Here is a 14,536-nt window from a genome sequence, read left to right as displayed (position 1 = left end):
ATTTGATTTTCGAAGAGTATAAAGTTTGTTTGTGTATCTTTCAGAAAAATAAGGTATACTATATGTAAACGATTTCAAAGGAGTCCAGTTATGACGAAAACATTTTTTATTCCAAATAAACAGAGCATTTTAGGAGAACAGGAAATTTTGACTGCCAAGTCTATCTTGGCCTTGATAGATGGTTTGGAGTCACATAGCTATGATGCAGTCTATCTCCGTCAGCCTCTTAACCGTCTCGAGTATATCGAATGTGCGATAGTGGGACAATCACAATTTCTCTTTAAAGTTAGCTATGCTGATGATCACAAGGCTTACCGTATTGATCTTCCTGACTTACTCACGAAGACAGACTGGCAGATTATCAAATCATTTTTAGATGGCCTGCTTGCTTACACAGGAACTGAGATTGAAGGACTAGATGGTTTTGATTTTGAAGCTTATTTTCAAGCAAGTATTCAAGCCTATCTAGCAGACACTGCAGCCCGTTTTACGATTTGCCAAGGAATTTTTAATCCTGTTTTCTTTAGTCATGAGGACTTGAAAAGCTTTTTAGAGGCAGATGGCTTGGCTCAGTTTGAAGCGCGTGTGCGTGCGGTTCAAGAGACAGATGCCTACTTTGCAAGAGTTTCCTTCTATCAAGATGGAGAAGACCAAGTGCATGGCGTTTACCATCTGGCTCAAGGAGTCAAGACAGTTTTACCGAGAGAACCATTTGTTCCTGCAGCCTATATTGAGCAATTGGTGGATAAGGAAGTCAAGTGGGAGATTGACTTGGTTCAAATCACAGGAGATGGCTCTAAACCAGAAAACTATGAAGCCATTGCCCGCTTGAACTATGCAAAATTCCTAGAGTCACTACCATCAGCATCTTACCACCAACTAGATGCCAATCAATTAGAAGTGCAACCCATCTTAGACAAAGATTTTAAAGCATTAGCACAAGAAGAGTAAAGCAGAAGCAGGTCAATTGACTTGCTTTTTGATATAGAAAAAATCCTGCCATGGAAGACAGGATTGAATCTTAAAGAAAGGCTAAGATACGGAGATAATCCCCAATCAGTGCCACTTCAGCTACAAAGAAGAGGAGGATAATGACTCCGTTCACAAGGACAGACAAGAATAATTGATAGAAGGAGTCGGTTTCACTTGCTTGACTTGGCCTTGTAATGATATGGAGACTAGCGAGCAGAATGATTCCAATGCTAATCACACACAAGAGGGCTGTAAATCGTAGGCTGTCAAAGAAGGCAAAGAAACTAGCAATAGCAGTGAGGATGATTGGAATTGCCAAGAGTTGACTATATTGTTGGAGAACCTTTTCTAGGGTCCAGTCCTTTTCTTGGTAGATAAATCGTCTCACAACGAAACTACCCAAGAGGAATGAAAAGAAGAAGAGTGTTGTTGCTACTAGGATAGAGATAATCGAAAAGAGATTTAATGAAGCAAATTGTTCAGGGAAGTGATTATGCATAGTTGCTATATGTCCATAGTAAGCATGTTTGATGTGGTAGATACTAAAGAAAAAGGAAGACGCAGAAAACAGAATGAGCAAGAGAAAGGCTGTGTAACTGTGTGTGCTACTTGTTTCAAGATTGCTCGTAGGAGATTTGATTGCTTCCACTAGCCAAGACCAAAAATCAAGCGCTTGCTCTTTCCATCTATCCGTAGATTTTGGAGCTTGGTCGGGGATATAGGGACTTTCTAAGGATTGACTGATAAGAAGGGGCTCTTTCGTGGTTGGTTTTTTCTGAGGAAGTGCTTCTTGACTCTCTTCAGCTATAGTGACTTTTTCTGTTTCTTTAGAAAGGTCTTGCTCTTCTTCAGTAGAATCTAATGCTTTCTTTTCTTCTATTTCTGTTCTCAATTCACTGTCTTCAGGCGTTTCAATTGTCTCTTTTTGCTGGTTTTCAAGTTCGACTTTAGCTTGAGAGACTTCCTCCTCTACTTGAGTATTTTTTTCAATTGGCGTATCGAGATTAGCTATCGTTTCTTCAGCCTTGTCTGCAACCTCTTGAGCTTGCTCTTCAGGTTTGTTCTTGCTTGTTGTTTTTACAAAATCATTACTTTCAAACCATTCTTGTTTCATGGTAGAACCTCCTTTTTAGTTAGATAAATATGCTTCCATAGTAGCGAATGTAAGCGTTTTTGTCAACGATTTCTAGAAGAAGACTCGTGTTCCTCTGCTTTGAGTAGATAGATATATTGGTCTGCCCTTGCTATGAGTTGATCTTTCACATCAGCTTTTTCTGTTTTATAAGGATTGCTTAAATGTTCATCTCTGTTTTCTTTATTGTTAAATGAACGTCTTCCTTCTCTCACAAAATGAAGAATAGAACCATGTTTTGTTGAAAGATCTAAGTTGATTCTTTGTTTTTCTTCTTCGGAAAGTAGCAGTTGTAGGTCTGTTTTCGCCACCAATTCCACCTTACCGTGTACTTGGATATTTTCAGCGTGGAAGTGATGTTCTGTTGACTCTAGCTGACTATCTGTAAGGTCTGTATCAAAGATATTAATGATATTAGGGGTTGTGAGTTTACTGTTTTTGATACGACTTCCTTCAATTCGGAGGAGATAGCCATTATTGGTATTGAGGGTCGCATTTTCAAGGCTGGCATTGGTGATACTGGTTTGACCGCGATTTGCTGAGATGTTGATTCCTTTTAGAGTTCTCCCTTTTGGCAATTGGAGAATAACTTCTTCAAAACGACGAGAGTAGTTGCTTGCGATATGGAGAATCCCGCCAATTCCAGAAGAGAGAAATGGAGTTTCAGACAGTTTCTTATCAGTGAGGCTCAGCGTTTTATCGTTCTGATTTGTGATAAGATCATGGTGAGCAGAAAGAGATGGATGGTAAGAAATGTGGATTTGATCATCCAAAGAGTCTGTGATGGTGAGCGCGTGTTGGTGGAGCGTAATCTCTAGGTTTTCGACTTCCTTACCAAAGGTCAGCTCTTCCATCCGACTATCATAGACAGGCTCCTTGGACATGGCAAGCAGACTCTTAATCCCGTCAGATTGGATCCCTACAAAGAGCAGGATAAAGCCGATAACAGTAGTCACCACACCAAAAATGAGAAATCCTTTTGTCCATTTACGCATGCTGGTCACCTCTCTTTCCTTTTTTGAGAACAAATTGCACCAGGCGAACAATGAGTAGACCGAAGAAGCGGGCTACATAGGAAATACCTAGTAAGACTAGTGAAGAAGCACCGATAGCCAGTAAACCAGCACCAAAAATTAAGATAAAGGCTGATTTGGCTTGGGCGAGAACAGTGAAACTTTCAACTAAAAATAGGAATCCGCCGATGATACCAAGTATGGAAACCGCAAAGAAAGCTAGAATGACAGTCAAGGCTGCCACAAGGATTGCGAACAGGGACACGAGGATGGCGATTCCCAGAGGAATACCGATGGGTGCTGCAAGGAGAGCTAACAAGGCGATATGCAAAATTTGTCGGTTATTTTTTTGAGCGGGTGCCTCATTAATTTTTTTATCGAGAAGATTGGAGAGGACTTCGTGAGCTGCTTCCTTAGGAGTTCCTAGGCTAGCGATGAGTTCTTCTTCTCCTTCGACTCCAGCATCGTCAAAGAGTTCCCTGAAATAGTCCATGGCTTCAATTTGGTCAGCCTGAGGCAGTTTTTTGAGATAGAGTTCTAGCTGAGTCAGGTATTCAGTTCTTGTCATGGCGGATACTCCCTTCTATGATGCCATTAATGGTGTCTGTATAGAGTGCCCATTCATCTTTTAGGGTCACGAGCTGTTCTATACCACCATTTGTCAAGGAGTAGTATTTGCGCATGCGACCTTGGAACTCTCTAGAATAGGTTGTCAGAAAGCTATTGCCTTCCAATTTTTTGAGAATGGGATAGAGTGTAGATTCTTTGATATTAGCAATCAGCTTAATGGTTTGGCTAATCTCATAACCATAAGAATCATCCTGCTCCAGTACAGCCAAGATGAGAAATTCAATCAAGGCAGAGGATGTTGGAAAGTACATGGGGAACCTCCTTTTCTAATGTGTAAGATTTTTATATATAATTTTTCTACACATACATTGTACATCTAAATGAAAGCCCTGTCAAGAGAAATGTGTAAAATTTTTATATATAAAAAACTTCTAGCCAAAACTAGAAGTTTAAAGGATTTTATCAGCTCTGTCCACTGTAAAGAGGGCCACAGTCATCAGGATATCGACGAGTAAGAGGGCAGCTACAGCTGGCACCCAAGAGTGGAAAAGGTCAAAACTGTAACCAAAGAGGGTTGGCCCAAAGGCTGCTAGGATATAGCCTCCTGTTTGAGATAAACCAGACAATTGTGCAGTCTTTTCAGGGGCGCTTGTCTTGAGTGAAAAGTTGACCATGAGATAGGGGAAGAGGGCGCTGGTCGCGGTTCCGATGAGGATATGGATGGCAAGCCAGTAAAAGAAATTACCGATTGGGAAAAAGAGCATGGAAATACCGACCACGCCAGCCAGTGAAACCAGAGTGAGCATGAGCTGACGGTTGCGAGTAGACAAGCTGGTTGTCAGGCTTGGGATAGTCATTGAAAAAGGAATGCTAATCAGGGAGAAGATAGAGGTTAGCAAGCCAGCTTCGTGACTGGATAGGCCTGCATGGATGGCCATGGTAGGTAGCCAGGTCATAGCGGTGTAAAAGAGCAAGGATTGAAAACCTGCAAAGACAATCACTGCCCAGACCTGTTTATTATGCATGACCTTTGTTTTGCTTTTTTGTTTGGTTTGTGGAGCCAGTCTGTGATTATAGCGGTGATTAGGCAGCCAGACCAAAAAAGTTGCTAGGCAGAGCAGGGTGAGGAGGATGATAAGTCCTTTCCAAGAACTGGCTTGTGTAATAGGCACAGCCAGATAGGAGGCCAGAGCCGTTGCAATCCCCATAGAGGTTACATATAAGGTAGTCAGAAAACCAATTTTCTTTGGTTGATTGGCTTGGATAAGACTAGGAAGCAGAACATTAATGACTGCGATACTTGCCCCAACCATCAAGGTTCCTAGATAGAGCAGAGGCAGATTGATTAGTCTAATGAGAGAACCGATGGTCAAGAAGAAAAGGCTATAGGTAAAGAGATGCTCCAAGCCGATTTTTTGAGCCAGTCGGGTAGAAAATAGCGAGAAGAGGGTAAACATGAGGAGAGGAAGGCTGGTCAAGACACCAAGCGAACTAACTTCTACTCCCAGTCCTTGCGAAATATCTCCCAAAATAATGGGTAAAACAGTAAAAGGAGTCCGCAAGGAAACACCAATTAGTATAATACCTGGAACAAAAAAGAGTGATTGCTTTTTCATATAATACCTCTTCTAGCTGATTTTAATAACAGCTTATTTTAAGGTTTTTTCCTTATAATGTCAAGTAAGGTTTTGGGCTTTCAAGATAAAAATGGGAAAGTCTTGAAAATTATGATAAAATAGTGGAAGGAAATCTATACATTGGAGAAAAACTGTGTCTGAAAAGCAAAAAATCAGCGTATTGATATCGGTCTATATCAAGGAAAATCCGACATTTTTAAAGGATGCTATTGAAAGTGTTCAAAATCAGACCCTGAAACCGAGCGAATTGGTTCTGGTTGAGGATGGGCCTTTGACACCTGAGCTCTATCAGGTATTAGACCAGCTTGAAGCTGAGTCTGATATTCCAGTGAAACGCTATCCTCTTGAGCATAATCAAGGTTTGGGTCTGGCTCTTCGACAGGGTGTTTTGCAGTGTCAGTACGATATCATCGCTCGTATGGATACGGATGATATAGCTGTTCCAGACCGTTTTGAGAAACAGGTTCAGCTAATGGAGAAGGAAAACCTCGACCTATTAGGTGGACATATTGCAGAGTTTATTGACAATCCTGATGAGATTGTTTCTTACCGTCGTGTTCCAACCCAGCATGCAGATATTGTAGCTTATCAAAGGATGAGAAGTGCCTTTAACCACATGACTGTCATGTTCAAGAAGGACATGGTTCTCAAGGCAGGCAACTATGAGGATGGGCTTTATATGGAGGATGACCTCCTCTGGCTCAATATGATTGCTGCAGGAGCTAAGACTGGAAATCTGGATCAAATCTTGTGTAAGGTTCGTGTTGGAGCAGGAATGTTTGAGCGTCGTGGGGGACTGCGTTACCTCAAACTCTATCGTCAAGCTCGTCAACGCATGCTGAAGCGAGGACAAATTTCTTACATGGAGTATGCCAAGAGTGTTGCCATTCAGATGGTGGTTGCCCTTTGTCCTGGATTTGTCCGACAGTTTATTTTTATGAAACTGTTACGAAAAAGCAAGTAAAAGATTGTAGCAAATCATAAACTAGAGAAAAAGTGTTATAATAACAATATAACTATTCGGCTCTTTTAAGGAGGAGTAAATTTCTATGAATAAAAAACTCACAGATTATGTGATTGATCTGGTGGAAATTTTAAATAAACAACAAAAACAGGTTTTCTGGGGAATATTTGATATTTTGAGTATGGTGGTTTCCATCATTGTATCTTATATCTTATTCTATGGCTTGATTAATCCAGCACCTGTTGACTACATCATCTATACGAGTTTGGCCTTCCTGTTCTATCAATTGATGATTGGATTTTGGGGGTTGAACGCTAGTATTAGTCGTTACAGCAAGATTACGGATTTCATGAAAATCTTTTTTGGTGTGACTGCTAGCAGTATCTTGTCATATAGTATCTGCTATGCCTTCTTGCCCCTCTTCTCTATCCGTTTTATCGTGCTCTTTATCTTGTTGAGTACTTTCTTGATTTTATTGCCACGGATTACTTGGCAGTTAATCTACTCTAAACGCAAAAAGGGAAGTGGTGATGGAGAACACCGTCGGACCTTCTTGATTGGTGCCGGTGATGGTGGAGCTCTCTTTATGGATAGTTACCAACATCCAACCAGTGAATTAGAACTTGTCGGTATTTTGGACAAGGATTCTAAGAAAAAGGGCCAAAAACTTGGTGGAATCCCTGTTTTGGGTTCATATGATGATCTGCCTGAATTAGCCAAACGCCATCAAATTGAGCGTGTTATCGTTGCGATTCCGTCGCTTGACCCGTCAGAATATGAACGTATCTTGCAGATGTGTAATAAGCTGGGTGTCAAATGTTACAAGATGCCTAAGGTTGAAACCGTTGTTCAGGGACTTCACCAAGCAGGTACTGGCTTCCAAAAAATTGATATCACAGACCTTTTGGGCCGTCAGGAAATTCGTCTTGATGAATCGCGTCTGGGCGCAGAACTGACAGGTAAGACAATCTTGGTTACAGGTGCTGGTGGCTCAATCGGTTCTGAAATCTGTCGACAAGTTAGCCGCTTCAATCCTGAACGCATCGTCTTGCTCGGTCATGGGGAAAACTCAATCTACCTTGTTTATCATGAATTGATTCGCAAGTTCCAAGGGATTGATTATGTACCAGTTATTGCCGATATTCAAGACTATGACCGCTTGTTGCAAGTCTTTGAGCAGTACAAGCCAGCTATTGTTTATCATGCGGCTGCCCATAAGCACGTTCCTATGATGGAGCGCAATCCAAAAGAAGCCTTTAAAAACAATATCCGTGGAACTTACAACGTTGCTAAGGCTGTTGATGAAGCCAAAGTACCTAAGATGGTTATGATTTCGACAGATAAGGCGGTTAATCCACCAAATGTTATGGGAGCAACCAAGCGCGTGGCTGAGTTGATTGTCACTGGCTTTAACCAACGTAGCCAATCAACCTACTGTGCAGTTCGTTTTGGGAATGTACTTGGTAGCCGTGGTAGTGTGATTCCAGTCTTTGAACGTCAGATTGCTGAAGGTGGTCCTGTAACGGTGACAGACTTCCGCATGACCCGTTACTTTATGACTATTCCAGAAGCTAGCCGTTTGGTTATCCATGCTGGTGCCTATGCCAAGGATGGAGAAGTCTTTATCCTTGATATGGGCAAACCAGTCAAGATTTATGACTTGGCCAAGAAAATGGTCCTTCTAAGTGGACACACCGAAAGCGAAATTCCAATTGTTGAAGTTGGAATCCGCCCAGGCGAAAAACTTTACGAAGAACTCTTGGTTTCGACCGAATTGGTTGATAACCAGGTTATGGATAAGATTTTCGTTGGTAAGGTTAATGTCATGCCTCTAGAAGCCATCGATCAAAAAATTGAAGAGTTCTGCACTCTTAGTGGAGATGAGTTGAAGCAAGCTATTATCGCCTTTGCCAATCAAACTACCCACGTTGAATAAAAAATATTTACAATCAAAAAACGCATATTATCAGGAATAGAAAAACCTTGGTAATATGCGTTTTGTTATGTGTAAACTTGCTTCATTTTATTCTGATACTCAATAAAAATCAAAGAGCAAACTAGGAGGATAGCCGAAGGTTACTCAAAGCACAGCGTTGAGGTTACAGAGAAAACTAACGTGGTTCGAAGAGTATGAAATTGAGTATTTGCCCAGTCTCCGTTATATTATTGAAAATACTTCAAAACTTCTAAGGGTTTGTGAGCGATATAATCAGGCTGATAGTTTAGTAGATCTGCTTGTTCTCCAAATCCCCAAGTGACAGCCAATTTCTGAATGCCTGTTTCTTGAGCTCCAAGCATATCAAACTTGGTATCTCCGATGATGATGGCTTGTTCTGGTGCTAGTTGATGTGTCTGTAAGGCTTGGCGAATGACATCTGCCTTATGAGGTGCTTCAGGGCTGGAGCCATAAATGCCATCAAAGAAATGATGGATTCCCAAGTTTTTAGTCATATCTTGAGCGGTAGGGGTATTCTTTGTAGTGGTGATATAGAGTGGATAACTGCTCGATAACTTCTCAAGCAAGTCTACAATCTGAGGAAAGAGTTGAGCTTCATGGATGCCTTTTGCCTTGTAGTAAGAACGGTATATCTGAACAGCCTCAGAGATTAGTTCTTTGGGAAGGCAGGTCGCAAAACTACTTTCGAGAGGTGGTCCCATAAAACCGCGAATAGTTTTGGCATCAGGGCTAGGTACCCCCAGCTCCTTAAAGGTATGGGTAAAGGCATTGTGAATCCCGATAGAACTGTCAACGAGGGTTCCATCCAGATCGAAAAAAATCGCTGTGATAGAGGTCATGGTTTCTCCTATTTGATAAACTTATTCTCCGAAAATTTCTTTTTGGAGGCGACGACCAGTTGGTGTGGCAGCCAGTCCACCTTCAGCCGTTTCACGAAAGGCAGTTGGCATGCTTGACCCCACTTGGTACATGGCATCGATAACTTCATCCACAGGGATTTTAGATTCGATACCTGCCAAAGCCATGTCTGCTGCGATGAAGGCAAAGCTAGCTCCCATGGCATTACGTTTGACACAGGGAACTTCGACCAAGCCGGCAACAGGGTCACAGATGAGGCCTAGCATATTTTTAATGACAAAGGCAATGGCCTGACTGGCCTGATAAGGTGTCCCACCTGCAGCTAGAGTTAAGGCGGCAGCACTCATAGCAGAGGCCGAACCGACTTCGGCCTGGCAACCGCCCTCAGCACCTGAGATAGAGGCATTGTTTGCGATGACTAGTCCAAAGGCACCCGCAGCAAAGAGGAAATCCAGCTGTTGCTCGTGGCTGAGGTCTAATTTTTCAATCGCAGCAGTGAGAACGGAAGGCAGACAGCCAGCACTTCCAGCGGTCGGAGTGGCACAAACCAAGCCCATTTTAGCATTGTGTTCATTGACTGCGATGGCATTTCGGGCAGCAGAGAGAATCGTGTAATCTGACAGAGTTTTTCCGTTTTTAATGTAGTGATCCAATTTGGCAGCATCTCCACCTGTCAGGCCACTACGAGATTTATTTTCATTGAGGCCGAGTTGGACAGAGGCTTTCATGACTTCTAGATTGCGTTCCATGAGAAGGAAGACTTCTTCACGTTCGCGGCCGGTCAATTCAAACTCTGTTGTAATCATGAGTTCTGCGACATTTCCTTGAAAGTCCAGATCTGCTTGCTCAACCAATTCTTTAATAGAATAAAACATACTTCCTCCTATTTAAAGAAATTGACATTGTGGAGATGAGGGATTTTTCGAATTTCTTCGATAGCCTCATCACAGTTGCGACTGTCAACTTCGATAATCATAATGGCTTTTTCACCAGCTTTTTCACGAGTAACATTCATCTGGGCGATATTGATACCATAGCGTGAAAGAGCCTCTGTTACGAGGGCAATCATACCTGGAATATCTTGATGAACAATGATGATAGTCGGTGTATTCATATTGAGAGAGACGGCAAAGCCATTGAGTTCGGTTACCTGAATATTTCCTCCACCGATAGAAATACCAGTCACACTGATGGTCTTGTGGGCATTTTTAACGGTAATTTTAGTAGTGTTTGGGTGAGGGGCATTGCTGTCTTTCTGAATGGTCCAGACAATCTTGATACCACGTTTGTGGGCAATTTCCAGGCTGTTTGGGATTTCAGGATCATCTGTGTCCATGCCCAAAATACCTGCAACAAGGGCTAGGTCTGTCCCGTGGCCACGATAGGTCTTGGCAAATGAGTTAAATAGTTGGAATTCGACTTCTGTCGGAGTATCATCAAAAATGGAAGAGACAATCTTCCCAATACGAACAGCACCAGCGGTATGACTACTAGATGGGCCAATCATAACTGGTCCGATGATATCAAAGACAGATTGAAAACGAAGTGATTTCATCAGTTTCCCCTTATAAAAATTCTTATCTCTATTATATCAAAGAATGAAGGTCTTGGCTTTAATTGTGGATGAAAACCTTTTTACACTACAAATAGCATAAAAAAGCATCTTTTGTAACAAAAAATAGCTTATTTAGGGGAATAAAAAATAATTTTGTAATATTTCTACATAAAAGTGTCAAGAAACGGTAATATTTAAAGGGTATGATAGAACTATAGAAAGAAGGAGAATTTTCAAATATGAAATCAACAACTAAAAAGATTAAAACAACTCTTGCAGGAGTAGCTGCCTTGTTTGCAGTATTTGCTCCATCATTTGTATCTGCTCAAGAATCATCAACTTACACTGTTAAAGAAGGTGATACACTTTCAGAAATCGCTGAAACTCACAACACAACTGTTGAGAAATTGGCAGAAAACAACCACATTGACAACATTCATTTGATTTATGTTGGTCAAGAGTTGGTTATCGATGGCCCTGTAGCGCCTGCTGCAACACCAGCGCCAACTACTTATGCAGCACCAGCTGCTCAAGATGAAACTGTTTCAGCTCCAGCAGCAGAAACTACAGAAGTAGCAGAAGAAGCAGCTCCAGTGGCAAGCGCACCTGCGGCAGAAGAAACTGTTACTACAGCAGAAACTTCAGCACCAGCTGCAACTGTAAGCGGATCTGAAGCAGAAGCTAAAGAATGGATTGCTCAAAAAGAATCAGGTGGTAGCTACACAGCTACAAACGGCCAATACATCGGACGTTACCAATTGACAGATTCATACTTGAATGGTGACTACTCAGCTGCTAACCAAGAACGTGTGGCAGATGCCTATGTTGCAGGACGTTACGGTTCATGGACTGCTGCTAAAAACTTCTGGCTTAACAACGGCTGGTATTAAGAAATAGAAAAAGAGCCTTTGATGGCTCTTTTTGTGTGCTTTTATTTGACAAAAGACAATTTTTAAATAGTAGTAATAACAGATTGCTTACGGCTGACGAGATTCTGGAGTTTCTCCAGCTGAATTAGTGCGATTATTACTGTTGGTATCGCGAACTTCAGCATTATTACTATTGGTATTCGTATCTCCTTGGGTTCCTGCAGTATCAGTAGCTTGATCTCGTGTATTGACAGCAGTATTTCCCCCACTTCTAGCACTATCAGATGAGTATTGCTCGCTTGCAGGTGCTTGTGAATTATATCTGTACCCATTTGACTCAGTATAGCTTGGAGTGTAGCTACCTACTTCTGAAGAATAGCTTTCTCTTCCCTCAACGTTACTAGTCGTTTCTGTTTCTTTTTTATTAGACTTTTGTTCTTCTTCCTTTTTGGTCAAGACTTCAACTTGCTTTTGGAATTTTGAAATCAGTTCTTGAATGGGTTTTATTTTTTCATCAATAGTGGCTTGTTCGCTTGTGGAGTTGACACTTTTAATAATTTCTAGTATTTTTTGTAAGGAAGTGATGGCTGTTTCAAGTGTTTGTTTATCTCCGAATTGGCTATCGGATTCCTTTATATCTAATTTTAAAGCTTTTTCAGTATAATGATTAGTGATTTTATCGGCCGTAGAAGTAAGAAAATCTGCTAATGTCTTTTTGCCTTCGTCAGTGGTCGGCTTTAATTCTTGAATTTTTTTCCAATCCTCTATAATCGTTTCAGAATCAATATTGAAGTTTTTAATAGCATTTTTTACTTGTTCGACATCTTGTCCATTCTTATGTTGTTTGCTGAGAGCGATGTTCCCTCTCTCTGCTTGGATATGTTCTTGATGAATGACTAAACCTATTAAAAGTCCAAGACCTACAACAATAATGATAGTAAAAATAGTATTTTTTGATGTTAGAATATCTTTGTAGTTTTTCACAATCGTACTACGTACATGGATGGTAGTATCTTAAAGGGATCATGTACGACTTCCTCCTCATTACAGTATATCATTTTTAGCTTATTTTATAAATAAGTTTATAAGTAGAATCGAGATTTAACTGTTCATTGCCCTTTTTTAATTATTTTTCTGTTTCTATCAAATAGAATATCAGATTATCAGCCTCTTTCTTGTCTTCTATAACCAAGCATGTTATAATGAATACTGCTCAAGCGACCTTCAATCGTTAAAGCACACACGACCTTCAATCGTGAATAAACGAATAGATGGGAGACTTACCATGAGTGATAACTCTAAAACACGTGTTGTTGTGGGGATGAGTGGTGGTGTCGATTCGTCGGTGACGGCTCTTCTTCTCAAGGAGCAGGGCTACGATGTGATCGGTATCTTCATGAAGAACTGGGATGACACAGATGAAAACGGCGTCTGTACGGCGACCGAAGATTACAAGGATGTGGCTGCGGTGGCAGACCAGATTGGCATTCCCTACTACTCTGTCAACTTTGAAAAAGAGTACTGGGACCGCGTTTTTGAGTATTTCTTAGCGGAATACCGTGCAGGGCGCACGCCAAATCCAGATGTTATGTGTAACAAGGAAATCAAGTTCAAGGCCTTTTTGGACTATGCCATGACCTTGGGGGCAGACTATGTAGCGACTGGGCATTATGCCCGAGTGGCGCGTGATGAGGATGGCATCGTTCACATGCTTCGTGGCGTGGACAATGGCAAGGACCAAACCTATTTCCTCAGCCAACTGTCGCAAGAACAACTCCAAAAAACCATGTTCCCCTTGGGACATTTGGAAAAGCCTGAAGTTCGCAGACTAGCAGAAGAAGCAGGCCTTGCAACTGCTAAGAAGAAAGACTCGACAGGGATTTGCTTTATCGGAGAAAAGAACTTTAAAAATTTCCTCAGCAACTACCTGCCAGCTCAGCCTGGCCGTATGATGACTGTGGATGGTCGCGATATGGGCGAGCATGCAGGCCTTATGTATTATACGATTGGTCAGCGTGGCGGGCTTGGTATCGGTGGACAACACGGTGGTGACAATGCCCCTTGGTTCGTTGTCGGAAAAGATCTGAGTAAGAATATTCTCTATGTCGGACAAGGTTTCTACCATGATTCGCTCATGTCAACCAGCCTTGAGGCTAGTCAAGTTCACTTTACTCGTGACATGCCAGAGGAGTTTACGCTCGAATGTACGGCTAAATTCCGCTACCGTCAGCCTGATTCGAAGGTGACCGTCCATGTCAAAGGAGACAAGGCAGAGGTTATCTTTGCAGAACCGCAACGCGCCATCACACCAGGTCAGGCAGTTGTCTTTTACGACGGGGAAGAGTGTCTAGGTGGTGGCTTGATTGACAATGCTTACCGCGATGGACAAGTTTGTCAGTACATTTAGATTGACAAATTTTCTCAATTTGCTACAATAATAGAAGCAATAGAAATGATGGTCAAAGCTCATGGATGTTGCAGGCTTTTTTGTCCTGCACTTCTTTGGAGTTTTGACTGTTTTTGTGTCGTTTAAAGGAAAGGACAAGAATGATTCAACAAGATTTTCGGACAAAAGTGGAAAATACAGTTTTTGGCGTTCGGGCGACAGCCTTGATTCTCCAAAATGGCAAGCTCCTAGTTACCAAAGATAATGGCAAGTATTACACTATCGGTGGTGCGATTCAAGTCAATGAAAGAACGGAGGACGCGGTAGTTCGTGAAGTGAGGGAAGAACTGGGTGTCAAAGCTCAAGCTGGGCAACTAGCTTTTGTGGTTGAAAATCGTTTTGAAGAAGATGGTGTCTATTGGCACAACATCGAGTTTCATTATCTGGTGGACTTGCTTGAGGATGCCCCATTGACCATGCAGGAAGATGAGAAAAGGCAGCCCTGTGAATGGATTGACATAGACAAGCTTGAGGGTATCAATCTAGTTCCAGCTTTTTTAAAAACAGCCCTACCAGATTGGGATGGCCAACTAAGACACATTCATCTTGAGGAATAGGGGAGA

15 protein-coding genes are annotated in these 14,536 nt (G+C 41.7%); 6 read left to right on the top strand and 9 right to left on the bottom strand.

What is annotated here, in order from left to right:
* The first annotated feature begins 90 nt into the window (after positions 1-90).
* Positions 91-951 (top strand): DUF4299 family protein, encoded by an 861-nt coding sequence (locus HMPREF2613_RS09115; RefSeq protein WP_070480090.1) that lies wholly within the window; start codon positions 91-93, stop codon positions 949-951.
* Positions 952-1,021: 70 nt separating this feature from the next.
* On the opposite strand, the gene HMPREF2613_RS09110 is transcribed toward HMPREF2613_RS09115, so the two are convergent.
* The 5 genes from HMPREF2613_RS09110 to HMPREF2613_RS09090 all read right to left on the bottom strand — a co-directional run bounded on the left by HMPREF2613_RS09110 (position 1,022) and on the right by HMPREF2613_RS09090 (position 5,303).
* Complete coding sequence (locus HMPREF2613_RS09110) at positions 1,022-2,086, bottom strand: DUF6574 domain-containing protein (RefSeq protein WP_070480089.1); 1,065 nt, start codon at positions 2,084-2,086, stop codon at positions 1,022-1,024.
* Between the two features lie 62 nt (positions 2,087-2,148).
* Positions 2,149-3,099, bottom strand: a complete 951-nt coding sequence (locus tag HMPREF2613_RS09105) for a DUF4097 family beta strand repeat-containing protein (protein ID WP_070480088.1) — start codon at positions 3,097-3,099, stop codon at positions 2,149-2,151.
* The gene (locus tag HMPREF2613_RS09100; protein ID WP_024057314.1) at positions 3,092-3,685 is read right to left on the bottom strand and encodes a DUF1700 domain-containing protein; all 594 of its coding nucleotides are present in this window, start codon (positions 3,683-3,685) and stop codon (positions 3,092-3,094) included. The genes HMPREF2613_RS09105 and HMPREF2613_RS09100 overlap by 8 nt, the downstream gene beginning before the upstream one ends.
* Entirely contained in the window at positions 3,672-3,998 is a 327-nt protein-coding gene (locus HMPREF2613_RS09095; protein ID WP_000273858.1) for a PadR family transcriptional regulator, read from the bottom strand. The genes HMPREF2613_RS09100 and HMPREF2613_RS09095 overlap by 14 nt, the downstream gene beginning before the upstream one ends.
* Positions 3,999-4,136: 138 nt before the next feature.
* Positions 4,137-5,303, bottom strand: coding sequence for a CynX/NimT family MFS transporter (locus HMPREF2613_RS09090; RefSeq protein WP_024057315.1), 1,167 nt, complete (start codon positions 5,301-5,303; stop codon positions 4,137-4,139).
* Between the two features lie 154 nt (positions 5,304-5,457).
* Between HMPREF2613_RS09090 and HMPREF2613_RS09085 the strand changes: the two genes are divergently transcribed.
* A complete protein-coding gene (locus HMPREF2613_RS09085) occupies positions 5,458-6,288 on the top strand; it encodes a glycosyltransferase (RefSeq protein WP_001291454.1) in 831 nt (276 codons plus the stop codon).
* Between the two features lie 85 nt (positions 6,289-6,373).
* Positions 6,374-8,224, top strand: coding sequence for a polysaccharide biosynthesis protein (locus HMPREF2613_RS09080; protein WP_070480087.1), 1,851 nt, complete (start codon positions 6,374-6,376; stop codon positions 8,222-8,224).
* Positions 8,225-8,451: 227 nt separating this feature from the next.
* On the opposite strand, the gene HMPREF2613_RS09075 is transcribed toward HMPREF2613_RS09080, so the two are convergent.
* Genes HMPREF2613_RS09075 through sdaAB form a run of 3 tightly spaced genes read right to left on the bottom strand, consistent with a single transcriptional unit; the run spans position 8,452 to position 10,658 of the window.
* Positions 8,452-9,084, bottom strand: a complete 633-nt coding sequence (locus HMPREF2613_RS09075; protein ID WP_070480086.1) for an HAD family hydrolase — start codon at positions 9,082-9,084, stop codon at positions 8,452-8,454.
* Positions 9,085-9,105: 21 nt separating this feature from the next.
* On the bottom strand, positions 9,106-9,978 hold the full coding sequence (sdaAA, locus tag HMPREF2613_RS09070) for an L-serine ammonia-lyase, iron-sulfur-dependent, subunit alpha (protein ID WP_049509903.1): 873 nt from the start codon (positions 9,976-9,978) through the stop codon (positions 9,106-9,108).
* 8 nt (positions 9,979-9,986) lie between these two features.
* A complete protein-coding gene (gene sdaAB, locus HMPREF2613_RS09065; RefSeq protein WP_000838912.1) occupies positions 9,987-10,658 on the bottom strand; it encodes an L-serine ammonia-lyase, iron-sulfur-dependent subunit beta in 672 nt (223 codons plus the stop codon).
* A 239-nt stretch (positions 10,659-10,897) separates the two neighbouring features.
* Here sdaAB and HMPREF2613_RS09060 point away from each other — a divergent pair, with 239 nt between their 5' ends.
* Positions 10,898-11,548: an aggregation-promoting factor gene (locus HMPREF2613_RS09060; protein ID WP_070480085.1), complete on the top strand. Its 651-nt coding sequence runs from the start codon at positions 10,898-10,900 to the stop codon at positions 11,546-11,548.
* An 87-nt stretch (positions 11,549-11,635) separates the two neighbouring features.
* On the opposite strand, the gene HMPREF2613_RS09055 is transcribed toward HMPREF2613_RS09060, so the two are convergent.
* On the bottom strand, positions 11,636-12,511 hold the full coding sequence (locus HMPREF2613_RS09055; RefSeq protein ID WP_070480084.1) for a hypothetical protein: 876 nt from the start codon (positions 12,509-12,511) through the stop codon (positions 11,636-11,638).
* Between the two features lie 301 nt (positions 12,512-12,812).
* Here HMPREF2613_RS09055 and mnmA point away from each other — a divergent pair, with 301 nt between their 5' ends.
* The gene (gene mnmA / locus HMPREF2613_RS09050) at positions 12,813-13,934 is read left to right on the top strand and encodes a tRNA 2-thiouridine(34) synthase MnmA (RefSeq protein ID WP_001282944.1); all 1,122 of its coding nucleotides are present in this window, start codon (positions 12,813-12,815) and stop codon (positions 13,932-13,934) included.
* Positions 13,935-14,074: 140 nt separating this feature from the next.
* Entirely contained in the window at positions 14,075-14,530 is a 456-nt protein-coding gene (locus HMPREF2613_RS09045; RefSeq protein ID WP_070480083.1) for an NUDIX hydrolase, read from the top strand.
* The last annotated feature ends 6 nt before the right edge of the window (positions 14,531-14,536 follow it).

Source organism: Streptococcus sp. HMSC070B10 (assembly GCF_001808665.1).
Lineage (GTDB): Bacteria > Bacillota > Bacilli > Lactobacillales > Streptococcaceae > Streptococcus.
Note: the sequence above shows the minus strand (reverse complement) of the source record. Positions and strands in the feature narration are given on the sequence as shown.